The organism is Lacticaseibacillus jixiensis, assembly GCF_042847315.1.
Taxonomy (GTDB): domain Bacteria; phylum Bacillota; class Bacilli; order Lactobacillales; family Lactobacillaceae; genus Lacticaseibacillus; species Lacticaseibacillus jixiensis.
Genome location: NZ_BAAFPR010000005.1, coordinates 44,496 through 68,013, shown reverse-complemented (window position 1 = coordinate 68,013; position 23,518 = coordinate 44,496). Strand labels below are relative to the sequence as shown.

General features: G+C 52.4%; 23 protein-coding genes. 6 read left to right on the top strand and 17 right to left on the bottom strand.

Translation table 11 applies throughout. The annotated features are described in order from the left end of the window. Position 1 precedes the first annotated feature (1 nt). The 7 genes from ACGG90_RS04530 to ACGG90_RS04500 form a co-directional block, all read right to left on the bottom strand. Positions 2-1,639 carry a hypothetical protein gene (locus tag ACGG90_RS04530; RefSeq protein ID WP_390406403.1) on the bottom strand — a complete coding sequence of 546 codons (1,638 nt, stop codon included), beginning with the start codon at positions 1,637-1,639 and terminating at the stop codon, positions 2-4. Then, positions 1,629-2,417 carry an ABC transporter ATP-binding protein gene (locus ACGG90_RS04525; protein WP_390406400.1) on the bottom strand — a complete coding sequence of 263 codons (789 nt, stop codon included), beginning with the start codon at positions 2,415-2,417 and terminating at the stop codon, positions 1,629-1,631. The genes ACGG90_RS04530 and ACGG90_RS04525 overlap by 11 nt, the downstream gene beginning before the upstream one ends. A 299-nt stretch (positions 2,418-2,716) precedes the next feature. Continuing rightward, the gene (locus ACGG90_RS04520; protein WP_390406397.1) at positions 2,717-3,565 is read right to left on the bottom strand and encodes a hypothetical protein; all 849 of its coding nucleotides are present in this window, start codon (positions 3,563-3,565) and stop codon (positions 2,717-2,719) included. 558 nt (positions 3,566-4,123) lie between these two features. Further along, positions 4,124-5,485 (bottom strand): FAD-dependent oxidoreductase, encoded by a 1,362-nt coding sequence (locus tag ACGG90_RS04515; protein ID WP_390406396.1) that lies wholly within the window; start codon positions 5,483-5,485, stop codon positions 4,124-4,126. 15 nt (positions 5,486-5,500) lie between these two features. Then, positions 5,501-6,181 (bottom strand): EAL domain-containing protein, encoded by a 681-nt coding sequence (locus ACGG90_RS04510; RefSeq protein WP_390406393.1) that lies wholly within the window; start codon positions 6,179-6,181, stop codon positions 5,501-5,503. Between the two features lie 222 nt (positions 6,182-6,403). Continuing rightward, positions 6,404-7,024, bottom strand: coding sequence for a carbonic anhydrase family protein (locus ACGG90_RS04505; protein ID WP_390406391.1), 621 nt, complete (start codon positions 7,022-7,024; stop codon positions 6,404-6,406). 15 nt (positions 7,025-7,039) lie between these two features. Continuing rightward, positions 7,040-7,939, bottom strand: a complete 900-nt coding sequence (locus tag ACGG90_RS04500; RefSeq protein WP_390406390.1) for a metal ABC transporter solute-binding protein, Zn/Mn family — start codon at positions 7,937-7,939, stop codon at positions 7,040-7,042. 78 nt (positions 7,940-8,017) lie between these two features. Between ACGG90_RS04500 and ACGG90_RS04495 the strand changes: the two genes are divergently transcribed. After that, the gene (locus tag ACGG90_RS04495) at positions 8,018-8,929 is read left to right on the top strand and encodes a LysR family transcriptional regulator (RefSeq protein WP_390406387.1); all 912 of its coding nucleotides are present in this window, start codon (positions 8,018-8,020) and stop codon (positions 8,927-8,929) included. A 210-nt stretch (positions 8,930-9,139) separates the two neighbouring features. Continuing rightward, positions 9,140-11,314: a hypothetical protein gene (locus ACGG90_RS04490; RefSeq protein ID WP_390406386.1), complete on the top strand. Its 2,175-nt coding sequence runs from the start codon at positions 9,140-9,142 to the stop codon at positions 11,312-11,314. Between the two features lie 73 nt (positions 11,315-11,387). Here ACGG90_RS04490 and ACGG90_RS04485 read toward each other — a convergent pair whose 3' ends face one another. Both ACGG90_RS04485 and ACGG90_RS04480 read right to left on the bottom strand, forming a co-directional pair. Next, entirely contained in the window at positions 11,388-12,137 is a 750-nt protein-coding gene (locus ACGG90_RS04485) for an SDR family NAD(P)-dependent oxidoreductase (RefSeq protein ID WP_390406384.1), read from the bottom strand. A gap of 17 nt (positions 12,138-12,154) precedes the next feature. Beyond that, the gene (locus ACGG90_RS04480; protein ID WP_390406381.1) at positions 12,155-13,057 is read right to left on the bottom strand and encodes an SDR family oxidoreductase; all 903 of its coding nucleotides are present in this window, start codon (positions 13,055-13,057) and stop codon (positions 12,155-12,157) included. Between the two features lie 122 nt (positions 13,058-13,179). Between ACGG90_RS04480 and ACGG90_RS04475 the strand changes: the two genes are divergently transcribed. Together ACGG90_RS04475 and ACGG90_RS04470 are read left to right on the top strand one after the other, a co-directional pair. After that, positions 13,180-13,806, top strand: coding sequence for a TetR/AcrR family transcriptional regulator (locus ACGG90_RS04475; protein WP_390406378.1), 627 nt, complete (start codon positions 13,180-13,182; stop codon positions 13,804-13,806). A 117-nt stretch (positions 13,807-13,923) separates the two neighbouring features. Continuing rightward, entirely contained in the window at positions 13,924-15,411 is a 1,488-nt protein-coding gene (locus ACGG90_RS04470) for a UDP-N-acetylmuramoyl-L-alanyl-D-glutamate--2,6-diaminopimelate ligase (RefSeq protein ID WP_390406375.1), read from the top strand. Positions 15,412-15,447: 36 nt separating this feature from the next. On the opposite strand, the gene ACGG90_RS04465 is transcribed toward ACGG90_RS04470, so the two are convergent. The 8 genes from ACGG90_RS04465 to ACGG90_RS04430 all read right to left on the bottom strand — a co-directional run bounded on the left by ACGG90_RS04465 (position 15,448) and on the right by ACGG90_RS04430 (position 21,439). After that, complete coding sequence (locus ACGG90_RS04465; protein ID WP_390406373.1) at positions 15,448-16,758, bottom strand: chloride channel protein; 1,311 nt, start codon at positions 16,756-16,758, stop codon at positions 15,448-15,450. A gap of 99 nt (positions 16,759-16,857) precedes the next feature. Next, positions 16,858-17,232, bottom strand: a complete 375-nt coding sequence (locus ACGG90_RS04460; protein WP_390406371.1) for a YxeA family protein — start codon at positions 17,230-17,232, stop codon at positions 16,858-16,860. Positions 17,233-17,309: 77 nt separating this feature from the next. Then, positions 17,310-18,035: an alpha/beta hydrolase gene (locus ACGG90_RS04455; RefSeq protein WP_390406369.1), complete on the bottom strand. Its 726-nt coding sequence runs from the start codon at positions 18,033-18,035 to the stop codon at positions 17,310-17,312. Positions 18,036-18,134: 99 nt separating this feature from the next. Next, positions 18,135-18,977: a transporter substrate-binding domain-containing protein gene (locus tag ACGG90_RS04450; RefSeq protein ID WP_390406366.1), complete on the bottom strand. Its 843-nt coding sequence runs from the start codon at positions 18,975-18,977 to the stop codon at positions 18,135-18,137. A gap of 43 nt (positions 18,978-19,020) precedes the next feature. After that, on the bottom strand, positions 19,021-19,230 hold the full coding sequence (locus tag ACGG90_RS04445; RefSeq protein ID WP_390406363.1) for a hypothetical protein: 210 nt from the start codon (positions 19,228-19,230) through the stop codon (positions 19,021-19,023). A 152-nt stretch (positions 19,231-19,382) separates the two neighbouring features. Beyond that, positions 19,383-20,117, bottom strand: coding sequence for an amino acid ABC transporter ATP-binding protein (locus tag ACGG90_RS04440; protein ID WP_390406360.1), 735 nt, complete (start codon positions 20,115-20,117; stop codon positions 19,383-19,385). Next, positions 20,110-20,799: an amino acid ABC transporter permease gene (locus tag ACGG90_RS04435; RefSeq protein ID WP_390406358.1), complete on the bottom strand. Its 690-nt coding sequence runs from the start codon at positions 20,797-20,799 to the stop codon at positions 20,110-20,112. The genes ACGG90_RS04440 and ACGG90_RS04435 overlap by 8 nt, the downstream gene beginning before the upstream one ends. Next, entirely contained in the window at positions 20,780-21,439 is a 660-nt protein-coding gene (locus ACGG90_RS04430) for an amino acid ABC transporter permease (protein ID WP_390406356.1), read from the bottom strand. The genes ACGG90_RS04435 and ACGG90_RS04430 overlap by 20 nt, the downstream gene beginning before the upstream one ends. A 281-nt stretch (positions 21,440-21,720) precedes the next feature. On the opposite strand from ACGG90_RS04430, the gene ACGG90_RS04425 reads away from it, so the two are divergent. Next, positions 21,721-22,191 carry a nucleoside 2-deoxyribosyltransferase gene (locus ACGG90_RS04425; protein ID WP_390406354.1) on the top strand — a complete coding sequence of 157 codons (471 nt, stop codon included), beginning with the start codon at positions 21,721-21,723 and terminating at the stop codon, positions 22,189-22,191. 9 nt (positions 22,192-22,200) lie between these two features. After that, positions 22,201-23,436, top strand: coding sequence for a peptidase T (gene pepT, locus ACGG90_RS04420; RefSeq protein WP_390406352.1), 1,236 nt, complete (start codon positions 22,201-22,203; stop codon positions 23,434-23,436). Positions 23,437-23,518: the final 82 nt, after the last annotated feature.

Below are 23,518 nucleotides of genomic sequence, written 5' to 3'. Positions count from 1 at the left end.
TCTAATTCCCCATATCCCGCTGCTGCAGTTCAAACCAGATCTGCGCATAGCTTCTGCGAATCAGCCAAGCCGCCCCGCCTGCTGCCACTAACAATACCAAATCAAACCACCACGCGTGCAAGTAGGCGCCTGCATAAATCAACCCGAAGCTGATCGCCATGCTTAAGAACACCGGCACGATCACCGCACCGGAAGCGGCATTGCGATTCGGGTCAAACGCCGCGGCAAAAGGCAGGCCGCGGCTGAGCAATTGACGGCCGATCAATAACGTCGCCATGTAATCCACTGCCAACACTGCCGCCAAACTCAAGACCCCGCGCACCCCGACACCAGCGATGCCAAATACGCCTAATATCAACACGATCGGCACGATCAAGCGGGCAAACAGCGCTTCAACTGTTGCCAACACCAACGCACCGTGTTCTGCAAACGGCACATAAGTAAACACCCGCATCGCCTGCGGCTGGTCGCTGAAGTTCAAGTTGATCACCGCCAGCGGCAAGGACATCGCCACCATCAGCCCCACATAAGGCAGAAAAGGCGCCATGCTTTGCCACAGGTTCTTGCTGTCGCGATTGAAATTCAACACCAATACCCCCAGCACCACCATCATGTAAGCCAAATTGGGATACACGCGTAATTTGTACTCGCGCTCTTGGCGCAAATGTTGCCAAGCCAACAAGAAATAGCCGCTGACCGTGGGCTTGGCGGCAAAGATGCGCCGACACAAGCGGTAATACCAGCCTAACTTGCGCACCGCGTCGTTGGCGGTGTCCAACTTGGCTAAATATTGTTCGAAGTTGGCCGCATGCCGCGCATAAAACCACGCCATCACCACCGGCACCACGATCGCCAAGCCTGCCGCGATCCAATCGCTGGCTTGCGCCGTTAAGCTGCCCACTGTGGGCAAGCCGGCAAACCAAGCCGGCGGCGTCAATAACAGCCACCAAGCCAAATGCTTGGCACCACTGCCGCTGCCAATACTCAGCCGCGGCAGAATCTGGCTGCCGGCATACACAGCGATCATCAAGGCAATTTGCAACAAGTTCAACAGGTTCTTTAACCGCTCGCCATCAAAGAAGCGCAGTACCAACAAATACACCAATAACGCTGCCACTAAAGAGAAAACGGCGCACAACAGCAAGCCCACGGCAAACAAGACGGCTGCTAACACCCCAAAACGCAACACGGTTGGGACCAAGGCAAAGACGCCTAACGCTGCGGTGTTCAACAACAAATACCAGCCCACCACATATAAGCGCGCCGCATTAATGGTGCTGGCCGAAACACCGCGGGTGAAGAATTGATTGCGGTCTTTGGGATCAAGCATCAGCGGCGAATAGCCTGTCAGCATCACCATGAACAACCACAACATGAATGTCGCATAATACATGGTATAGCCGATTGCAGGACCCATCATCCATAACAACAGCATCAAGAAGAAGCCGATCAACAGGTCCATTAACAAGCTGTTGCGCAAGGCATGCGTGCTGGGCTTATTAGACGAAATACCTAAACCTAAACTCGTGTCGCGATTGGCCAAACGCCGCTTATTTGCTACCAACAGCTGAAACTGCGCGGCATCAACGCCATAGCGGCGCAACATTTTGCCGACAGCGGCAACACCATTAATCGCCATCAGCGTCGCCTCCTTGAACCAAGGACACGAAGGCCGCGGCGGTTTGGCCGTGTTCTTCAAAGCCGGTCAATTGGTTGAACAGCTGTTGCAAGCTGGTGTCTTGATCTTGCACCAACTCGCCAAACGCCCCATCAGCCACCACTTGCCCGTCGTTGAGCAGCAAGATGCGATCAGACAGCTTCTGCACCACATCCATGATGTGGCTGGAATAGAAAATCGTTTTGCCGGCGTCGCGCAGCTGCATCAAGATCTCTTCCACCACCAACACCGCATTGGCATCCAACCCGTTCAACGGCTCATCCCAAAACAAAATATCCGGATCATGCAACAAACTGGCACAAATCAACACCAACTGCCGCATCCCCTTGGAAAAACCGGCGATCCGCGAATCCACCGCATGCCCCAACCCTAACAATTGCAGCATGCCTTCCGCTTTGTGATCGGCGACGGCAGCGTCTAAGCCGTAAAGCTGGCCGATCATCACCAGATATTCCCGCGCCGTCAGCGCATCAAACAAGTCGGCGCCTTCTGGGACATAGCCGATGCGCTTCTTATACGCCGAATCTTCTTGGCGGATCGGCTCGCCAAAAAGCCGGATCTCGCCTTGTGTGGCGGTGATCAAACCTAAGATCAGCTTCACGGTGGTGCTTTTGCCGGCACCGTTTTGGCCGATGTAGCCGACAATGGTGCCAGGCTCGATGGCGAAGTTGACCCCTTTGAGCACCTCATGGTTGCCGAAACGCTTGTGCACGTCGATCAGTTCAATAGCTGCTGTCATATTTATTCCTCCAAAAAAAACGCATACTTGGCCATGTTGCTGGTCAAAGTATGCGCTTCACAAAACGTGGTGTCGATAGTTTCAAACTAACAATAATGTCACATCAAATGTGGCCAAGAACGCTTACAACAACAACGCCTTCTAAGCGGCGCAGTATTGGTCAAAGCCTTGCAAACTCACACCTGGTGCAGTTTGCTGCTTAGCTAATGGGGGCGTTGTGGAAGCGAATAATAATCGCAACTAACTTATCACAAACCCCCGCGCATTCTGGCTCAATTTTCGGTAAAAAACAGCGGCGGCTATGCCCCTTGGCCATAATATTGCGCATCTACTGTGCGCTGCCACTTGGCCAGTTCAGCGGCGCTTAGCGGAATGCCTTTAGCCGCCAGCGGCAAGTGGTGGGCTTGATCATATTGGTAATCCAACATGATTTCTTGGGCTTGTTGATGCAAGTATGCGGGATCTTGCAAGCGCGCTTTGTCCACCGCAGCTCTGGGCCGCTGCATCCGGCCGAAAAGCGGGGTGGTGTATACCCGTTTGGTGGGCTTGGTGATCATCACTAACGGCACTGCAAAATCTGCTACCGCATCCAGAGTCTGGCGGTAAAGTTTGCGCTGATGCGCCTGCATCGCCGCAAACTTGACCAACGCGGCCTCAGGCAGTGTGCGCACCACCCGCTTTGCTCGGCGTTGATAACGATCTAAGCCGCTTAGATCCATCGGCCAGGCACTGACCGCCGCAGCAAGCTGCTTGGCGATTTTAACGGCCTTGTCAGATTTGCCCAGATAATGGGCACTCCAAGTCGCCTGCAGCTGCAAGATCTTGGCGCGACCGGCTTTGAATACTTGTTCCACTTGCCCGCGATACGCCGGATGCGTGACCACCAGCACTTGTTGCAAGCGGCCTTGCACAGCGATTTCATTGGCGTAGCGGATCGGCGCTTCTGCTGCCATCAACTCAGGCGTCACCGCTAAGCCAACTGTCTCGATGCCTGCGTTCTCAATTTGCCGCCGACGCATCGCCACGCTAAACACGCGGATCAACAACACCTCTTGGGCAACAACGACGCCGGCAGCATTCACGATCCACAAATTCTTCGGCCGATCAACAATACCGCTGAGTAATTGTTTGGCTGCTTTGGTTACCATGGTGCAACCCCCTTTCTCGTCTGCCTTAATTATACGAAGCAGCGCGGCATAACACGAATTTTTGCCTTTTGTAAATTTATTGTAAAATGTTAGAAAAGCGCTTGCATTTAGCTGCTGAAGATGGCATCTTAACCTCACGAGCTCCCGGGGGGCGGAGACAAGCGAAGGCCAAGCTTGCCTGTTCCCTTCTCCCCGAAACGGACCATTCTGGCAGCGCGAGGCTATCCCTCAAAGCTGTGGTCCGCTCGTCCAGAGCGTCAGCCGACTGCACGCGATGAAGCCTGTGCCCATGAAAAACCAGGCAAACCAGGACGTACACAGTCCCTCAGCAAGTGCCAACACTTGCTGGGTACCTATGCAAACGCAAACGCAATGAATCATAACCGAATCACTCAATTACCCGATCGCACTGCGCTGATCGGGTAATTGTTGTGTCACCACGTCAAAATACCGCACAATGATCGGCCTTGCAGACTGATCATTATGCGGTATTTAACGTGATGCGTTACGTTCCACTTGGCGATTGCGCAAATCACCCGCCAAGTAACGCAAACGACTTTATGGCTCAGCTTGTTGTTTGTCAGCTTGTTCGACCGCCAATTGTGCCACCAAGTTCAAATAGTTGAACGGCTGGTCGTAATGGGGATTGAACAGCATATCCTGATACGCCAGTTGTTCAATGGTGTTGCGGTTTTGAATGGCGATAGATAAAGCGTTGGCACTTTGGGTGATTTCGTGTTGGCTCAACAGCTGCGCCCCTAAGATGCGATGATCTTCGGTATGATACACCAAAGTGATCTTCACATCGGGGTGCGTTGGCATAAACGCCGGACGATATGGGCCGACATAAGTCACTGCCGAAGCTGGGATCCCTTGCTTTTGCGCATTGACCAAAGTCAACCCGGTGGTGCCTAAGTTATCGTCAAACACCCGCAGCGCCGTGGTCGCTTGAGTGCCAAGATCTGCTTGCACATTGCCAAAGACATTGCGGCCAACCACATAGCCTTGCCGCACCGCATTAGACGCCAGCGGAATATAAGCCGGCTTGCCGGTAGGATTAAAGTGCGAAGTGCAAGCATCCCCGGCAGCGTAAATATTCTCATCGGATGTTTGCATCCACTTGTTGGTTAAGATCGCACCATGGCGATCCATGGCCACTTGTCCCGTCAACAAACTGGTATTAGCCAGAAAGCCGGTGCAGACGATCACCATATCTGCAGGATAACTGTGATTGGCGGTTTGGACCATCACCGGCTCTGCTTCATTGTCATGTTCAAAAGCTTCTACCCGGGCATTAAGCTGGACATTAACGCCATATTCTTTCAGCTTGGCCACCAGTTGCGCCGACATGTCCGGATCAATGTAGTTGTTTAACAGCTGCGCATTGCCTTGCAGCAGCGTCACGTCATGATCTAAACCTGTCAAAGCTTCCGCCAACTCCACTCCGATATAGCCGGCACCGACGATCACAATGCGCCGGCTGCGCTTGGCCACCACGTGTAAGGCGTCTGCTTGTTTGGCATCTTTGCACAACAGTACCCGCCGATCATCGATCCCAAATAGCGGCGGAACTTGCACATAAGAGCCAGTGGTGACGATCAATTTGTCATAATGATCCGAAAAGACTGCATTAGACTTTAAGTCCTGCACCTTCAAGGTTTGGCTTTTGGCGTCGATTTGCAGCACATCATGGCGGGTGTGTACACTCACGCCTAAGCTGGCCAAATGTTCTGGAGTTTCATAGAACATGTCTTCCAGATGCGCCACTTCGCCAGATAAGTACAGCGCGATCCCGCATGACAAGAAAGAAACGTTATCGTCACGCTCATACACAACCACGTCAGCTTCTGGATGAAACTTCTTGATGGTGTTAATGGCTGCAACGCCGGCATGGGTGCAGCCAACAATCACGATTCTCATATTCCCCTCCACTATTTAGCGCGGATCATCTTGGGCCAAACGCAACAAGTGCGGCTTGCCATAATAATAGCCTTGGCGCAAATCAATGTGCAATTGATTGGCCACTTCATCATCATGCGCATCTTCAATGCCTTCCAGAATGAAGCGCAGGTTCTGCTTTTGCGCAATATCGCGCCACAATTCCACGCGGGTATGCAACTGAGGATCTTCTAAGCCGTCGGGAAAATTCTGCAAGGCAAACTTGATCTCAGAAGCATAAGGCAGCAATTCTTCAACATGGCTGAAGTCGTTATCCCCAGAGTCGACATCATCGATTGAAAGCTCCATGCCGCGCGCCAAGTAGCGCTTGATCTGCGGCAGCAGTTCCGCCAAAGCCACATTGCGATCACTTTCTTCTTCGGTCAGCTCGACCACCAGTTTCACCGGCCGCAAGTGATTCTGGGCTTTGATCAAGGCGGTGTTGACCTCAGGATCAAGCAATTGGGTGCGATTCAAGTTCACCGACACCGACGGGATCTTCAGCGCCAAGCGGCTGGTGGTGGCGACTAACACATCCGCGACAATATGTGCTGGAATATCGGAAAAATGCGCCGGCGGCCGCCACCCGTCTTTGGTGTGGGTCTTCATCAGCAACTCATAGCCGATCAAGGTGTTATTCACCGTATTCAACTGCGGTTGGATAAAGTATCGATACATCAGCAGCCCCTCATCTTGCCAGAAATTGTTTAAAAGATTATTATGCACCTGGCCTAAGTCCAATACAAACCGTCCAGTGCAGTGTCTGGCTACATTCAAGTTGTTCAACTGAAAATAATCACGACAGTTTTCATCCCATTGTTGCAGACATCGGCACCTTTTTGGCGTTCTGATCAACCAGGTAAACATTAATTCGCGTCAGGTGCGCTTTCAACATTCTCGTCAAAAATCAAACCGTTCCACGACCCGCTTGGCCAGCGGCTGCAAGTCGCGGTTGTTGGCGCCAAATTCTTGCCTAAACCATGCGGCTTGCTCAGCACTTAAAGTCAAGTCGTGGTTTTGCAGCACATACCATTCCACGCCTTCAGTCAATGGCGGCGTGGTCAAAGAGCCCAGGTAATGGAAGCCTTGCCCGTGTTTGGGCCACAACGGCGTCAAATCGATCGCTACTGAATGCTGATCATGCGCGAAGCGGTCGATCACTTGTTGCACGGTGGCATTAGCGGCGCCAAGCGGCAACAACACCGCCACCACGCACAGCTGACCTAAAGCCGTTTGATGAACGAAGTGCACCTCAAAGCCTGCAGCCAGGTCGCTTGAATGCTCTGCCGGTGAGTGAAAATGGGCCTGCACCGCGTGATACGAATGCTCGCCAATCGTCACGGCCCCGCTGCCTAACAGCTTGATGGTGGTACCGTCATCAAGTTCTTGCGTCATTTGATAAGGCTTGGTAACGGTCAGGTTTAATGCCCCAACTGACTTAGCATCATGCAAGGCCACTGGCGATTGCTGCTGGCCAAAGCCATTGGGCCATTGTGCTTGCTTAGTATAATCGAGTGTCACCTTGATCTCCTCTTTTCATTGCTGCAGGATCTTGGCCAACGCGTGATATTGTTTGGTCATCCAGCTGGTATAAGTCAAATGCTTCGGCAGCGTTTCCGTCACGTCTAACACCGGCACCCCATGTTGTTTGGCGTCTGCCACGGCATTATCCACAATGGCGCTTTGCACCTGGGTGTTGCGCACAAAGAAGCGGATCTTACCGGCTTGCACTTGGCTTTGCAGCGCCTTGACATCAGCGGGACTGGGGTCAGTGCCTTCTTCTACCGCGCTGGCAAAATGCGGATTAGCCACTTGATAACCTAAATAATGCAAGGCATTATCAAATACCGGCTCCGATACCGCCACCAACTGGCCTGGCTGCTTGGCGCGCAAACTGTCGATCGTGGCCAATAGCGGCTTAAGACTTTGAATGTAGCGTTGCGCATTTTTTTCATAAGCGGCTTTGTGTTTCGGGTCGCTTCTGCTTAACTGCTTGGCTAAGGCGTTGGCCAGTTTGGGCATGGCCGTTGGGTTATACCAAATATGTTCATTCTGCCCATCATGCACGCCGACGACTTTGGCAGCAGACACCACTGCCACATGCGGCTCTGCAGCAGTGAGTTTGCTCATCCATGAATCGTAGCCGGCGCCGTTGGCCAACACCACATCAGCTTGCGCCACCAGCTTGCCATCTGCAACAGTCGGCGTGAAATCATGCGGGTCGACTGCCGGGTCATTGATCACACTATGCACATGACCATGTGTGCCGACCACCGCCTTGGCGACTTCAGCGTAAAAGTCGACACTGGTTACCACATTGAGTTTGTTAGTCGCCTGCTGCTGGCGGCTGCAGCCGACTAACACGAACATTAATATTGTCAGCAGCCAATACCGTTTGTTTGCCAAAATATTCCTCCTGGTATCCGATACTGCCATTATACCGTAAATTCACTTCTTGCGTCTTTATGCCATAATTGGCATACTATAGGAAAGTCCCAGCAGGAGGCAGCATGCATGGCACTATTTGATCGCGAGAATCAACTGATCCAGATCTTGGAAAGTCTGGCGCGCACTGGTAACATTTCCCAAACCGCTAATGAATTATTCTTGACTCAACCCACTGTTTCAAAGATCATTCGCACCCAAGAGAAAGAATTTGGCTGCGAATTTATCGATCGCACCGCCCACCCTTTGAAGCTCACTTACGCCGGTGAATATTACCTCACCAAGATCAAGGGCTTGGCCCAAGCGTATCAAACCATGAGCAACAACTTGCAAGCTTACGCTACCGATTTGCAAGGGCAATTATCCATCGGCATCAATCCCAGCTTAGCCCAAGTTATCTTGCCGCGGATCTTGCCGCGCTTTCATCGCCATTATCCGCAAATCGAAGTACAGCTTCTCGAACGCGATTCCCAAACTTTGCAGCAGCTGGTGCATAACGGTGATTTAGACATTTATATCGGCGTCACGCCGGCTTATAATCGGGCCTTAGCCTATCGCCACTTATACAACGACGGCGGCATGCTGGTATTGCCCAAAGCCTTGGCCCCGGCGAAGCTGCCGGCATCGCCGATCAAAGACGCGGCGCCTTTGCTTAACGGCGTGGACTTCATCGCCGAAACGCCAGATTCAGATTATCAGCGCACAGTTGCCGCATATTTAACCAAATACAACATCACCCCAAACCAGATCCTGCAAACGCCGAATTTGACCACCGCCTGTGTGCTGGCCACTGCCGGCTTAGGCGCTACCATTGTGCCGAATTCGATGCCCAAGTCTTATCTCAAAGACCATGCAGTGGTGTGTGTGGCCTTGGATGCCAGCGTTTTTCAAACCGAAGTGCAAATCGCTTATAACCAAGAACGCCAGCTTAATGAACCGCTGCAGACTTTTATCGAAATGGCTACTACAGCATTTAGTTAACGTCGATTTTGCACGATTGGCATAATTTTAGACGAATTTTTCAGCAAAAAAGATTAAAGTGTTGTACGCTTAACGTGAGCACATCGTTGAGCCTTCAGTCGAGTGCCGGCATGCCTTGGGTTATGCCGGTATTCACTGTTGTCGATCCTCGCGCTCACATCTACCCACTGTCGCCGATTTCAGGCGGCCATTTATTAGGAGGAACAATTTATGAATGGTAGCACCGCCTTCCATTTGAAACAAATCATGAGTGCCGAGCACCTCAGCTTGACGCAGGCCGCCAAGCTGATCGGCATCTCACCGTCGAGCATGCGTAAGGTGCTCAAAGACACTAAGATGAGCCAAGCCGTGATGTTTAAGGTCAACCGCTTCATCGACGAACACAAAGACATCGTGGCCACGCGCCCAGGCGAATTACCTAAAGCCGCCACGCCAGAAACCACGCCTGCCCAGCCAAAAGCCCGTGCGGCCAAAGCTGAACAGTCGGCTGAACCCAAGCGCCAAACCCGCCAACGCAAAGCCAAGCCTGCCAACGAGTCTAAGCAAGCCGCTGCCAAAAAGGCTGCCGATCAAGCAGCCAAGCAACCCGCTGCCAAACCAGCCAAGCCTGCCACTAAGCGCCAAGCAACGCCAAAAGCGGCAGCCAAGGCACAAAAGCCTGAGCAAACGACTGCTGAAGCGGCTGAGACAAAGCCCGCTTTGAAGCGGCCAACGCGCCGCCAGCGCCAACAAGCGGCTAAGCAGCGGTTTGTGATCCATCAAATCGATGGCGAACCGATCGTGCCAGAAGCCTTGCAAGACGCCAAGGCCCACGACACCAAGCCGCAAGCCAAGTCTAACACGGCACAAATGGCCGCCAGGGCTGAAGAATTATCCCAAGCCAAAGTCGGCAGCATGGATCCAAAACCAGCCGCGACGAAAGCGGAAAAACCAGCCGCCAAGCGCAGCCAAGCTGCTGCAAAACCAGCCAAGTCCGCCAAAGCTCAAGCTAAACAAACTGCCAAAGTTGCCGAACAGCCTAAAGCCCAAGCTAAGCAAACTGCCAAAGCTGCCGAACAGCCTAAAGCTCAAGCTAAACAAACTGCCAAAGCAGCCGAACAGCCTAAAGCTCAAGCTAAACAAACTGCCAAAGCTGCTGAACAGCCTAAAGCTCAAGCTAAACAAACTGCCAAAGCAGCTGAACAGCCTAAAGCTCAAGCCAAGCCTGAAGTCGAAGTTAAGCCTGTTGCTAAAGCCGAAACCAAGCCGGCTGAAGCGGCCAACAACACCCCAGTTGTGCATCGCGCCAAGACGCCAGTGGTTCAAACAACCAGCGAACAGCCGGCACCAAAACCAGACGTGCAAACTGTGGCGCATCCTTTGCTACATGAGCACAATCAAACCCTGCAGTTGTTTGTGGATGAATCTTTTGTCCATGGCAACGATTATCAACGCAACATGTTTATCGGCGTGACCTTGGTCAACCAAGACAACGCCCATGCCTTGGATCAATTCACCAACACCTTGTATCCATTCGGCTGGCAACCAGGCGACGAGGTCAAAGCCCGCGGCAAGAGCCACGAACAAATCGCGGCAATGTTGACACAAGCCCACTCTGATCAAGCCGAGAACTTCGTGGTTTACTCGCCGCAATCTGACACCGGCAACTTCGCGTTAGGCTTTGGCGTGTTATATCCTTACATCGCCACGATCTTGCGTGTGCTGCAGCAAATCGAGAACTTGCCTAACAAGGTACGCATTGCCTTGGATCGCCGCAATGAAATCGAAGACGAACAACTGGCCGTTGCGGCGCGCATGTTGAACTCTTATGTCAAAGCCCAAACCGGCAAAGACGTGATGTTCATGCTGCGCACCAGCGACTCCAAGTCCACCATTGCCATTCAATACAGTGACTTCGCCGCGCATGCTGCATTGACCTTCACCAAAGATCAATTGGCCGAATGCGGCATCACCCGCTTGGCTGATTTAGGTGCTGTTGTCGGTGATCAAGTGACCTTATTCTCGATGATCGGCTTGCAGAAGTACATGTTAGACGACCACAGCGTCGTCCAGCAACAAGCCGGCTATCACAACCCGGTGTTGATCGCCGCCGAGCGCTTGTTCCGCTTAGCCAACAAAGCCACCAGCTTAACGCAAGTGCCTGATGAAACCTTGACGCAAGCCAAGTTAGTCATCAACCAGCTCTTACAGACCTTGCCAAGTGCCATCAATGGCGCCATCACCAAGATGCCGTTCCAGAACTGGTATGACATGGTGGCCCGCGCCAGTGCTTTGTTGCACTACACCGACGAAACCTTACCGGAATTTGAAATCGATCCTGATGCGATGCAAATCGCCCAAGACGCGCTGAACAACATCGCCAACTTGTTGGCTTCAGCCAAATAACCCAATCTCCACAAAAACAGCGCCGATCATCACAAATGTGATGACTGGCGCTATTTTTGTGCGATCGCGGCGTTTACCACGGCACGATCCCGTCTTCTTCAGTGAAGGTGCCGTTAAGCTTGTTGTCTGGTGACAACGCCAATTCGATGGTGCGCTTGGCGCCTTCATCAACGGTTTTGGCGCCGTGCTTGGCAAATTCTTCTTTGTTGACCAGATCCGTGGCGGTCATCCCTGGGTTAACCGAGTTAGCCGTGATGGTGGTGCCTTTGAACTCTTTGGCATAGGCGATGGTCATGGCGTTCAACGCGGTTTTAGACGCTTGATACGGGAAAGCGACGATCTTTGAGAACATCGATTGCGGATCCGTGGCCAAGCCTAGCGACCCCATGTCGGAGGTTACAGTAATGATCTTACCAAAAGGCGCTTGTTTCAATAACGGGATGGCGGCTTGGGTCATGGCCACGGTACCAAAGAAGTTGGTTTCAAACACCTTGCGCAAATCGGCTTCAGTCGTCGCCGATGGCATCACGCCTTGCGGGCCGGAAATGCCGGCGTTATTGATCAGAATGTTCAAATACCCGTACTTGTCTTGGATCGTTTGGATCGTTTCATCGATCGATTCGCGATTGGTAATGTCACAATGCACTAGCGTTACATCCAAGCCTTGATCTTGCAGCTGCTTGGCGGCAGTTTGCCCAAGCGCCATATCATAAGCCCCCATGAAAACATGTTGCCCATGTTCGCTTAACGCCTTGGCATGCACAAACCCCATGCCGCGTTCAGCCCCGGTGATCAAAGTTACAACTGCTTGTTTATCACTCATCTGAATTTCTCCTTTAGTTATTGCTCAGTTGCTTCAACGCTGATGGCAGGTTTGATCCCGGCTGCGACCAACTGGCGTGCGCACCAGTTAGCGACAGAACGCGGCTTGTGGTCAAGCAGCGACAACAATTGCTGATTGTTGCCGGCCCAGCCCCACTTGTTGTAAGACTTGCGCAGCGCATAGAAGCATTCCGTGGCAAAACTGTCGCTGCCGGCGAAATAATCCGGCCAGTATTTGACTAATTGATCTTCTGGTACCGAAATCGGCGTGATGGTCTTGCCTGACACTTTGCTCATCACCGCCGCCACTTCGCGCGGCGTCATTGTCTCGTTGCTGCAAGTGTAAATGGCGTACTTAAAGCCGTCTTCGGTGAGCATCTTGCTGGCACAATCGGCAACATCCAAGGGATCGACCCAAGAAACAACTTTGTCGATGTCACACATGCTTGGGTATTCACCCATGTCATAAAACAGCTTCATGAAGATATTTTGATGATAGGTAGATGGCCGAAGCACCGACCAGTCTAAATCAGTTTCAGCGCCGCGATACAGCAAGTACCGCTCGTCTTCGGCCTTCATGCGGTGTTGCAGCAGCGTATCCATGTTCGGGTACATGCAAGACAAGTAGACGAATTTCTTGACCTTGGCATTGATTGCTGCATCAATGGCGATGCGGCCCATTTTGGCTTCTTGATAAGTAAATTGCGGCGGGATATATAAGACTCGATCGCAGCCTTTCATGGCTTCGGCCACAAATTTAGGATCGCGGCTGTCGCCAACCATGGTTTCTTTGACGCCTTGTTGTTCGAATTGCTTAATGTCTGGGTTCATGTCGATGGCGCGAATATCGAAGCCTTTACCAGCTAAGTAAGGCACGATTTGACGGCCGACTTTGCCGTATGCACAGGTAATTAGTAACATTCTTCACATCTCCTTTACGTTCATAGCGTAACCCCTTACAATAAACTCGTCAAGTAATACTTGATGAGTTTATTTCCTGCGACGGCAGATTCATGTTACGATGATCTTCGAGGTGAAACGGTATGGAGGAGAAACTATCACAGCGCCAAGCCCAGTACAATAAGACTCGGGCCTTATTCTTGCAAATGGCCAAGCAACTGTTCAAAACCAAAGGCTATGACAGCACAAAAGTCAGTGATATTGTGGCTTTGAGCAACAAAAACATCAGCACCTTGTATCACTATTTCCCCCAAGGCAAGAAAGATATCGTCAAGGCGCTGCTATTAAGCGACATCAAAGAAGAGTTCGACAAACTCGAACAACTCATCCAACAAAACGACAACATGCCCTTGGTCGAAGCTTTGCATTTGTTCTACCGCCAGTTCGTTGAGATCTTCTATGACAACTGGTATTTGATGTCGATCATGTTGTATTATCGGGCAGATTTCGAAGCGCATGTTACCCCAATCACAAGAACTGGCACCGATCATGTGCGTGAGCTGCTGGCAGAATTTCTCAAGCGCCGCGTCGCCAAACACGAAATCTATGTCCCTGATTGCACCGCCGCAGCCAAGTTATTCTTTGCCCCTGGGATGGAAAGTATCATCGTTAATTTCTCTGAGCCGGAGCAGAATATTTTCGACACCAAAGAAATCGACGAACTGATCGCCTGCTGGCAGCGCGAAGTCATTTTCTTCGAACAAGCCTAAGCTTTGGCCAGCAACTATTGCTTAACATCTGAATGGTTTAAGCCAACTTTATGGTTGGCTTGGCATACTGTGGTCAACAAAGAACTTGTATGCTCAGCTTCAGGAAGGATGTTATCGATGCAAATCGCAGATTGCGCCAATATTATGAACCTTGATCAACCCACCAAAGACCTGGTCAAAAGCCGCCATGCCACGTTGACAACTTTAACGCCGGACACGCGCCAAGTGAGACCTGGCGCGTGTTTTGTGGCGATCACCGGACGGCATTTCGACGGGCATCAACATGTTCAAGCAGCAATTGCAGCCGGTGCGATCATGGTTGTCGTCCAACACCCGGTTTCTGCCACCGGGGCGTTAATCGTGCAAGTACCAGACACCACCCAAGCCTTGGCGCAACTGGCGGTGGCCTGCTTTGGCGACCCCAGTGCCCAACTGCATGTGGTCGGCGTGACCGGCACCAATGGCAAAACCACAGTCACCCAGCTGATCGCCCAGATCCTGCAGCATGCTGCCCAACCTTGCGGGGTGATCGGCACCTTGGCGACTACCGGCGGCACCACGACTCACAAAGCAGTGAACACCACGCCTGATTGTTTCACCAATCAACAATACTTAAGCGAAATGGTGCAAGCCGGCAAGCAGGCCTGTGCCATGGAAGTGTCGTCGATCGGCTTAGTACAAGGACGCGTGCGCGGCATCGACTTTGATACGGCGGTGTTTACCAATCTTACCGAAGACCATCTGGATTATCACCAGAATTTTGCCAATTACTTCGAGGCTAAAGCATTATTGTTTGAACAACTCGGCAACAGCTATCATCACGGGCGCAAGGTCAAAACCGCTGTCATCAACATCGATGACCCGTACGGCCGCAAGCTTGTTGGCCGTACCGCTGCCAATATCATCACCTATGGCACAAAAGGCCGCGGCATGCTGCAAGCCACCCATATTCGCCAAGGCGCGCATGGCACGTCGTTCACGCTGCAAATCGCCGGCCGCCGTTATCCGGTACACTTGCAGCTGATGGGCGAATTTAATGTCTATAATGCCTTGGCGGCTTTTGGCGCGACTTACGCCCGCGGCATCGCACCAGCGGTGATCATTGCCGCCTTAGCGCAAGTTTCCGGCGTGCGCGGCCGCTTCCAAGTTGTTCCGACGCCGACAAAGGCCACGGTGATCGTGGATTATGCGCATACGCCAGACGGCTTGGCGAATGTTTTGGCCACGATCCGCGCTTTTGCCAAACGCAAGATCTTCTGTGTGGTGGGCTGCGGCGGCGATCGTGACGCGGCCAAACGCCCGCAAATGGCCACTATCGCGCTTCAACAAGCCAGCGATCCGATCTTCACTGCAGATAATCCGCGCACAGAAGAGCCTGAAGCGATCATTGACGAAATGGTGGCAGGCCTTGATCCGGCCACTTACACGCGGCTGAGTGATCGCCGCCAAGCGATTACCTATGCCTTAAGCCAAGCGCAAGCAGGTGACGTTGTGTTGATCGCCGGCAAAGGGCATGAAGATTATCAAATCATTGGCACCACCAAGCAGCATTTTGATGATGCCGAAGTGGTGCAAGCCTATTATGCCAAGCAAGCAGTACGTTAACGCAAACATCCCCATGCCGCGGCATGGGGATGTTTGTTATGCGTCATCTTCTTGTTTCAAGATCCGCTCGGCTTTGGCTTGCAGGCGCTCGGCGGTTTCTGTTTCACCAGCTTCTCGCGTGGTGCGCTGAGGTAAGAAGAAATTGGCCACGCACATGGCCAAAACGATTCCGACCCCTAGCGGCAAGAATGCCGAATAATTCAAGTGGCTGACTTCGATCAACATGAACATCGCCATCAGCGGCGCTTGTTGCGTCACTGCCAGCAAGCTCGCCGCGCCGATCATCGCCGCTTGCCACAGCGGCAGGCTTGGCATCAACACGCTTAACAACGCGCCAATTGCTGAACCCACGGCAATCGATGGCGTCAAGGTCCCGCCGGCAGCCCCGGCTTTGAGACTAAGCAGTGTCACCAGCGCCTTAACCAGCGCACCTAACACCAGCCAGCCTAACACCTGAGTGCTGTGGGTGTTAAACACCAACTGCGCCAAGGCGCGGCCGTTGCCGGTGACTTGCGGGAATTTGATCGCCACTAAGCCGGTGATCAAAGCCGCCAGCGGCAGCTGCCACAACAGCGGCCGCCGCTGCGCTTGGCGCAAGCTGGCCCATTGGATCGCCCGGCGAAAATACGCGCCGATCACGCCGCAAAGCGGGCCGATCACCACAGCCAACACCACGATCTTCGGGGCAAAAGCTTGCGGACCGACTAGATAATATGGCCTGAAGCCTTTTAACAGCGAGCCGACCCCCATGGCAATCATGGACATGCTTAAACTTACTAACACCGCGCGGCGGGTGACTTTTTTGTATAAGATCTCAACGCTAAACAACATGCCGGTGACCGGCGCGATATACACGCCGGCAAACCCAGCGCCTGCCGCTGCTGCTACCAGCAAATGCGAATCGTCTGGACTTAATTGGATATGTAACCATTTGTGCAAAACGCGCTGCCACCATTGCGACAACATCGCCGCAAATTCGCGCGGCGCCAATTCGCGGCCTACTGAACCGCCGACGCCGACGTACAACATCTGCGTGAAAGTATGCAGCACCGTGGTCAACCCAGACATTTGCGCACCGGCCACAGCGTCTTTGACGCTGACGGTGGGTTTGAGGCGATTGCGGATCACCCACCAAATTATCGCAGCGACAATGCCGCCGCCGACAATGGCCAAGACGCGATGCAGCGGCGACACCACCGCATAAGGATGTTGGGCAGTTTCGGCAAAATTAAAGATCACATGCAATACCAATTCCAAGAAGCCGCTTAACAACACGGCGCCTAACCCGGCCAGCACGCCAATCGTGACGGTTGCGATCGCCAAAGCGAGGTTTTGCTTGTTCTTCAAGGGGAAACTCTCCTTTCTTGCAACTTGCTTGATTCTAGGATACCCCTTGCAGCACATGCCGTCACGTCAAGTTTAAGACCTTAACCAACCTTTGAGCGATCAGTTTAGCGCCTTAAACGCTGCTTGCGGCACTTGCTTGATGGAAACGGCATGATAACTCATCACATAAGCGCCTTTGCTTTGAATCGCCAAATACTTGCCCACTTGCAATTCTTTCATGCCCATAAATTGCAGCGGCCGCGTTTGTCCAGTTGCCGCAGCAGCGGTTTGTTGGTAAATAGGCGTGTGGTGGCTGTCGTATTGCTTAGGTTTGCCGATCAACACATAATACGTGGTTGGCTTGACTAGCGGATTAAACGAATCAACCACTGCCGCCATTTCTGAACTGCTGCGCGCCGTAACCAGCTTGGCACCCATTAACAATGCCGCGATCAAAACGACCACACTCAAACAAAATCCCAAGATCTTCTTCACGATCATCCCTCCTGTCTGATTGCTTCAGCATATCAGACAGGTGATGACGCCACATTCGCCTCTCGTCGCAATTAATTTCAGTCGTTGGTCGTAAGTTTTAGCCAAGCAATCATTTGCGCCGCGATCCAGTGCTGCTGTTTGGCGTCGCTGATGGTTGCTGGCTTATCACTACGTTGGGCACCATAGCTGCCAAAGCCCGCGTGATTGCCGCCGCTTAGCTGCTTATATTGCGCATCAGCTGGCAAATATGCCTTTGCTTTGCGCCAAGCTGACCAATTTAACACCCCATCGTTGCTGGCAGTCAGTGACAACACCGGTACGCCAGTATGCTTCAAGCTGCCTTTGGCGTCAGGATAGCTCGCCATGAAATACACCCCGTGCAATTTCGCACTTGGATGATTGTGGGCATACCGTGCCGCCATCACCCCGCCTAGCGAATGGCCGCCGATCACATACCCAGCACGGCTTGTCGCCACTTTATCTGCCGCATTGCCTGATAACACCGCCAAATTCAACGGCATCTTCACAATCGCCACCGGATAGCCGCAAGCAGCCACCCGCTTGGCCCAAATGCTGTAGCTTTGCGGCGCCACTAACGCCCCAGGGTAGAAGATCACCGTGGGCTTGCCGACTTTGGCTGCTGGAAAATAATCGCCATAAGCTTTGCGAGTTGCAGCTTGATTGGCTTGTTCAGCAGTCTTGCTCGGCTGATAGGTCAACTGATGCACAGCTACTGCGCAAGCCCCGCTTAACCCAGCCAGCAGCACCACGATGCCGATCAGCCATTTGTGCCATTTGCGCATACTTTTGCCCCTTTCAAGCGCGTCATAAAAGCGCCGACGCACCGCGATTCAAGTTTGAATCGTGGTACAGCGACGCTTCTATTATAGCCTTATGCGTATTTATTTCGTGATGATGATATCAGAAGCCTTGATATCAGAACCGAAGTACGGTGCCAATTCCTTCTGGTAATCTTTCTCAAAGAAGCCGTTCTTGTTGAGCTTCTTGATTTCTTTGTTAGTCCAAGTCAACAAAGCCTTGTTGCCTTTCTTAACGGCAGGCGAAATGTAAGAGCTTGGGCCAAGGGTCTTGATGCCGACAGTGTAAGTTGGGTTGTTCTTGACCCAAGCATACAAGTAGGAGTTATCATCAGCCAAGGCGGCGGCGCGATCATTCTTCAACGCGTTGAACTGTTGGGTCTTGGAATCATACTTCTGCAAAGTGACGGACTTCTGGTCAGTGGTGAAGTATTGTTCCGCCGTGGTGCCTTTGGTGACGATCACCGACTTGCCTTTCAGCTGGCTGACCTTAGTGACTGCCTTGGACTTCTTGGATACGACGCCGACAGACACTTTCATGTATGGATCGGCGAAGTCAACGACTTGCTTGCGGTCGTCAGTGACGGTAAAGTTGGCCAAAACCATATCCACCTTGCCGGCTTTCAAAGCGTCCACGCGGCCGTTGGCGTTAACTTGCACGAACTTGGCCTTAACGCCTAAGTCCTTGGCGATTTGGCGCGCCAATTCCAAGTCATAGCCGACGCGCTTGCCGGACTTGTTGATCCAGCCATAAGGTTGTAAATCGCCGAACACCGCGATTTTGATCACGCCGGCTTTCTTGATTTTTGCTACGGCATCATTGCTGGCGCTGGAGCTGGAGGAGCTGCTGCTTTTGCCGCAAGCACTGGCGAACACCAACAACGCAGCCAAAACGGTAAATAAACCTAATAAATGCTTCTTTTTCATGAGGAGTCCCCTTTTTATTGTGAGCGTATCCCCGCTCGTGGATTTATGGAATGAAGTGATGATGCAATGAAGCTTGATACAATGCGATTGTGTGCAAGTTGTACGGTGCAAGCTGCACCGAGGAAACGGCCACATCGAAGGTATTGATGATGATGTGGCATGTCGATGCAAAATACGACACGCTGCGGCGGGAGATCAGGCGTGACGCAGCTTGGGCCAAGTACGCCCAAATGTCATCTTGCCTTATATCCACCGCTAAAACCGCTTTGCTGCGCTTTGGGGTTTTCGTCGAGCTCCGCAAAGCAACGCGGCGGGATATAAGTCGTGACGCCGCTTGGGCATAAATCGCCCAAACGTCATCCCGCCTTATATCCACCGCTAAAACCGCTTTGCTGCGCTTTGGGTTTAGAAGCTCATGCTGGCTAGGAAATCCTTGGCTGAGTCGGTTGGCGGGTTGGTGAAGAATTCTTCTGCCGGCACGTCGGCGGTGATGGTACCTTCGTCTAGGAACAAGACGCGGTCGGCGACTTGGCGGGCGAAGTTCATTTCATGCGTGACGACGATCATGGTCATGTCTTGTTTGGCCAAGTCCACCATCATATCCAAGACCCCGCGCACCATTTCTGGGTCAAGACTGGCGGTGACTTCATCAAACAACATCATTTCCGGATTCATCGCCAAGGCGCGGGCAATGGCCACGCGCTGCTTTTGCCCGCCGGATAATTGACGCGGATAGCGTTCGGCAAAAGCTGCCAAGCCCACGTTTTCTAACAGTTGTCGGGCAGCTTGTTCAACTTCTTGCCGTGGCCGCTTGGCGACCTTCGTTGGCGCCAAGCAGACGTTGTCTAACACGGTGAGATTAGGAAATAAATCATAGCTTTGAAAAACCATGCCGATGTGTTGGCGCAGCTTCAGCCAAGTCGCCGCTTTTGGTTCAATTTTGTGCCCGTCGAAGTACAGCTCGCCGGCTTGGAAAGGTTCCAAGCCGTTCAAGGTGCGGATCAAGGTACTTTTGCCAGAGCCGGAGCGGCCAAGCAAGGCCACGACTTCGCCTTTATGCACGTCAAAGTTGATATCGTGCAGGATCTGATTCTTGTTGTACGCCTTGCTTAAATGACGTACGCTTAATAATTCAGCCATTACTCTGCTCCAATCGCTTCTTCTCGATATGCTTGGCCCACCAAGACAGCGGCGCGCACATGATGTAATACATGATGAACATAATGCCATACACCCAAAAGGCAAACGCCGGGTGCTTGTGGCCGTTGGCTTCCACCAAGGTTTGGCCGACGTTGACGATGTCCATCACCGAAATCATCAACAACAAGCTGGTGGTTTTGATGATCCGCGTTGCCAAGTTGATCGTCCCAGGCAAGGCCACCGGCACCGCTTGCGGCAACAAGACATAGCGCAACTGTTGCAAGCGCGTCAGCCCTAAGGCCGCGGCAGATTCGCGCTGATGCATTGGTACGGCGTTTAATGCCCCGCGGATAATATCAGACATTTCAGCGGCACACCACAGCGTGAAGGTGATGATGGCCACGGTTTGGCCGTCCATATCAACCGCCATGATCTGCGGCAAGAGGTAATACACCACAAACAGCAGCACCACCGTCGGAATGACCCGAAAAATTTCCAGATACAGCCGCAACACCAGCTGCAGCGGGCGGTTATGAATGGTACGCAAGGCCCCTAGAATGACCCCTAAGATCCCGCCTAAGATCAGCGTGATCACGGCGATCTTCAAGGTCACCCCAAACCCTGCCAGAAAGCGATGGAAGTTCTGGCCTTCGAATAGCAGATTAATGCCCGAATTCGCCATAACGCACCCGCCTTTCCAGCCAAGTCAAGGCCAAAGATAATGGAATCAAGGTGATGGCATAAGCCACCACCAGTTCAAATAAGTACTCGTTGCTGCGATAATATAAACCAATGAGATCAAGCGCTGTGTTCGTCAATTCCGGAATGGCGATCACGGTGAAGATCGAAGTTTCCTTGATCAGGAAAATCACGTTTGCGGCCAGCGCCGGCACCGACGCCGCCAAGCCTTGAGGCACGACGACGTAGCGCGCCAGTTGCAGATTCGTGAAACCCAAAGCCCGACCAGATTCGATTTGGCCTTTGGAAATCGCGTTGTAGCCGCTGGTGAATGCTTCTGCCATGTAACTGCCACCGAGGAAAGTTAACCCAAAAATCCCGCTGACGGTCGCACTCAACTTCATTCCAAGCCCTGGCAGGCCGTAATAAATGAAGAAGAGTTGCACAAGCAGCGGGGTATTACGTGATATCTCGATGTAAACCGACGCGATTTGGCGCAAGCCTGGCAGTTTGAAATACTGCGCTAGGCTAACAAGCGCCCCCACGAAGGTTGAAGCGAGAATTCCGATCAAGGAGAGTTTCAGGGTCAGCCAAAACGCTGCCACAAATTGTGGCAAGCTTTTGGCGATCACAGTCCAGTCCATTCCGTTGCCTCCTATTCGTAAAGCGTGACATCACACACATGCCTGAACACATGAAAACCATCTCCTTTATTCCGTATGGTCAAAATAAGCCGGCACACCCTTGTGCTTATTTTGGTACGGTTGATAGGTTCGATGTTACACATTAAAATATAGTGTGTCAATAACTCTTTTAGCTAATCTCAAACTCATAATTTGATCAGCTTGGCGCACCTGGCCGGAAACACTCGCAATCGCCTGCCAATTCTACTACACTGACATTAACAATCTCAAAGGAGCTCCTCATGAAAACTGCCTATCTCGCTGAAAGTTGGTTCAATCCAGCTCAACTTGCCTTACTCGCCGCCGCCACCCCTAAATTACAAGCCAATATCAGCTTAGATTGGGAGAATTCGTTTCGCCCGCAAGAGCACGCTTATCGTGATTGGACGCTTGAAAGCCATCCGGATTTATTGGCCAACACCGAATGGCAGCTGGGCACCTTCGCATCGGATGTCGCCGGCATCAATGCTTCTGATATCGTGATCGCTTTATATGACCCCACACCGCTGAATTCAGATCCTGGCGTGTTATGGGAGTTAGGTTATGCCTATGGCTTGCACAAGCCGGTGGTATTGGTACTGCCGGATGACAACACCACCGATTTGAATCTGATGCCGGCCATCGGCGCCACTGTTGTGATCCATGTTGCAGACTTGACAAACTTCAACTTCGCCCAGATCCACCATCAAGTCTATGACGGTGCTGTGTATTAGGAGGCCGCGATGGCAATTGCATTACCTGCACTGCAAGCTGATTTCTTGCGCTACGTTCAAATCAACACCAGAAGCGACGAACACGCCGCAATCAACCGCGTGCCGACGACTTCAGGCCAAACTGTGCTGGCCAAAATGTTAGTCGCACAACTCACGGCCATGGGCTTACAAGCTGTTCAGTTAAATCCCAACAACGGTTATGTCACTGCGACTTTGCCAGCCAACACGACCAAGAAGGCCCCGACGATCGGCTTCATCGCGCATTTGGATACTGCCGATTACAACGCTGACGCAGTCCATCCCCAGCTGCATCCCCATTACCAAGGCGAAAACATTCAATGGGCCAATGGGTTGAAGCTGACTGTTGAAGATTTTCCAGCGCTCAAGCAGTATTTCGGCCAGACTTTGATCACCGGCGACGGCACAACGCTGCTTGGCGTCGATGATAAAGCCGGCATTGCTGCAGCGATCGCCGCCATTCGTGCTTTACAAGCGCAACCGGCACTGCAACACGGCGCGGTGAAGCTGGCTTTTGGCCCAGATGAAGAAATCGGGCGCGGCGCTGATCGCTTCGATGTGCCAGGATTTGCTGCGGATTTTGCTTATACTTTGGACAACGGCAACTTAGGTGACATTGAATATGAAACCTTCAACGCCGCGCAAGCTGAAGTCACGATCCAAGGCGTCTCGGTCCATCCTGGCGAGGCCAAAGGCTTGATGGTCAACGCCTTAAGCTTGGCGATTGCCTTAGATCAAGCCTTGCCAGCGCTTGAACGACCGGAATATACTGCCGAGCGCGAAGGGTTCAACTTGTTGTTGCAACTTGATGGCACCGTGGCCCACGCCCGAGCAGTGTATATCATTCGCGATTTTGACCATGACCATTTCTTGGCGCGCAAGGCACAGTTCGTGGCGGCCATCAAGGCGCTTAACGCCGCTTATGCTAGCCCAAGGATCACTTATACGATGAGTGATCAATATTACAACATGGCCGACATCATCGCCAAAGACATGACGCCGGTGCATTTGGCTGAAGCGGCGATTCGCCAAGTGGGCTTGACGCCGCAGATCGTCCCGTTTCGCGGCGGCACTGATGGGTCGAAGATCACCTACCAAGGCTTGCCAACCCCGAATTTGTTTAACGGCGGGATCAACTTCCACGGGCCATATGAAGCCGTGTCATTGGAAGCAATGGGCAAGCTGGCCGAAACCTTGGTGGCGATCGCCACATTAGCGATGAAATAAGCCAATGCAAAAGGCTACGGTATAGACCAATCGTTTTGCAGGTCGTGACAGTTATTAATTGGAATTGACCGGCTGTAACTGG

Bases quoted from the DNA above. Each gene is read 5' to 3' on its own strand.
- ACGG90_RS04530 (WP_390406403.1), bottom strand. From the start codon at position 1,639: ATGGCGATTAATGGTGTTGCCGCTGTCGGCAAAATGTTGCGCCGCTAT.
- ACGG90_RS04525 (WP_390406400.1), bottom strand. From the start codon at position 2,417: ATGACAGCAGCTATTGAACTGATCGACGTGCACAAGCGTTTCGGCAAC.
- ACGG90_RS04520 (WP_390406397.1), bottom strand. From the start codon at position 3,565: ATGGTAACCAAAGCAGCCAAACAATTACTCAGCGGTATTGTTGATCGG.
- ACGG90_RS04515 (WP_390406396.1), bottom strand. From the start codon at position 5,485: ATGAGAATCGTGATTGTTGGCTGCACCCATGCCGGCGTTGCAGCCATT.
- ACGG90_RS04510 (WP_390406393.1), bottom strand. From the start codon at position 6,181: ATGTATCGATACTTTATCCAACCGCAGTTGAATACGGTGAATAACACC.
- ACGG90_RS04500 (WP_390406390.1), bottom strand. From the start codon at position 7,939: ATGGCAGTATCGGATACCAGGAGGAATATTTTGGCAAACAAACGGTAT.
- ACGG90_RS04495 (WP_390406387.1), top strand. From the start codon at position 8,018: ATGGCACTATTTGATCGCGAGAATCAACTGATCCAGATCTTGGAAAGT.
- ACGG90_RS04490 (WP_390406386.1), top strand. From the start codon at position 9,140: ATGAATGGTAGCACCGCCTTCCATTTGAAACAAATCATGAGTGCCGAG.
- ACGG90_RS04485 (WP_390406384.1), bottom strand. From the start codon at position 12,137: ATGAGTGATAAACAAGCAGTTGTAACTTTGATCACCGGGGCTGAACGC.
- ACGG90_RS04480 (WP_390406381.1), bottom strand. From the start codon at position 13,057: ATGTTACTAATTACCTGTGCATACGGCAAAGTCGGCCGTCAAATCGTG.
- ACGG90_RS04475 (WP_390406378.1), top strand. From the start codon at position 13,180: ATGGAGGAGAAACTATCACAGCGCCAAGCCCAGTACAATAAGACTCGG.
- ACGG90_RS04470 (WP_390406375.1), top strand. From the start codon at position 13,924: ATGCAAATCGCAGATTGCGCCAATATTATGAACCTTGATCAACCCACC.
- ACGG90_RS04455 (WP_390406369.1), bottom strand. From the start codon at position 18,035: ATGCGCAAATGGCACAAATGGCTGATCGGCATCGTGGTGCTGCTGGCT.
- ACGG90_RS04450 (WP_390406366.1), bottom strand. From the start codon at position 18,977: ATGAAAAAGAAGCATTTATTAGGTTTATTTACCGTTTTGGCTGCGTTG.
- ACGG90_RS04440 (WP_390406360.1), bottom strand. From the start codon at position 20,117: ATGGCTGAATTATTAAGCGTACGTCATTTAAGCAAGGCGTACAACAAG.
- ACGG90_RS04435 (WP_390406358.1), bottom strand. From the start codon at position 20,799: ATGGCGAATTCGGGCATTAATCTGCTATTCGAAGGCCAGAACTTCCAT.
- ACGG90_RS04430 (WP_390406356.1), bottom strand. From the start codon at position 21,439: ATGGACTGGACTGTGATCGCCAAAAGCTTGCCACAATTTGTGGCAGCG.
- ACGG90_RS04425 (WP_390406354.1), top strand. From the start codon at position 21,721: ATGAAAACTGCCTATCTCGCTGAAAGTTGGTTCAATCCAGCTCAACTT.
- pepT (WP_390406352.1), top strand. From the start codon at position 22,201: ATGGCAATTGCATTACCTGCACTGCAAGCTGATTTCTTGCGCTACGTT.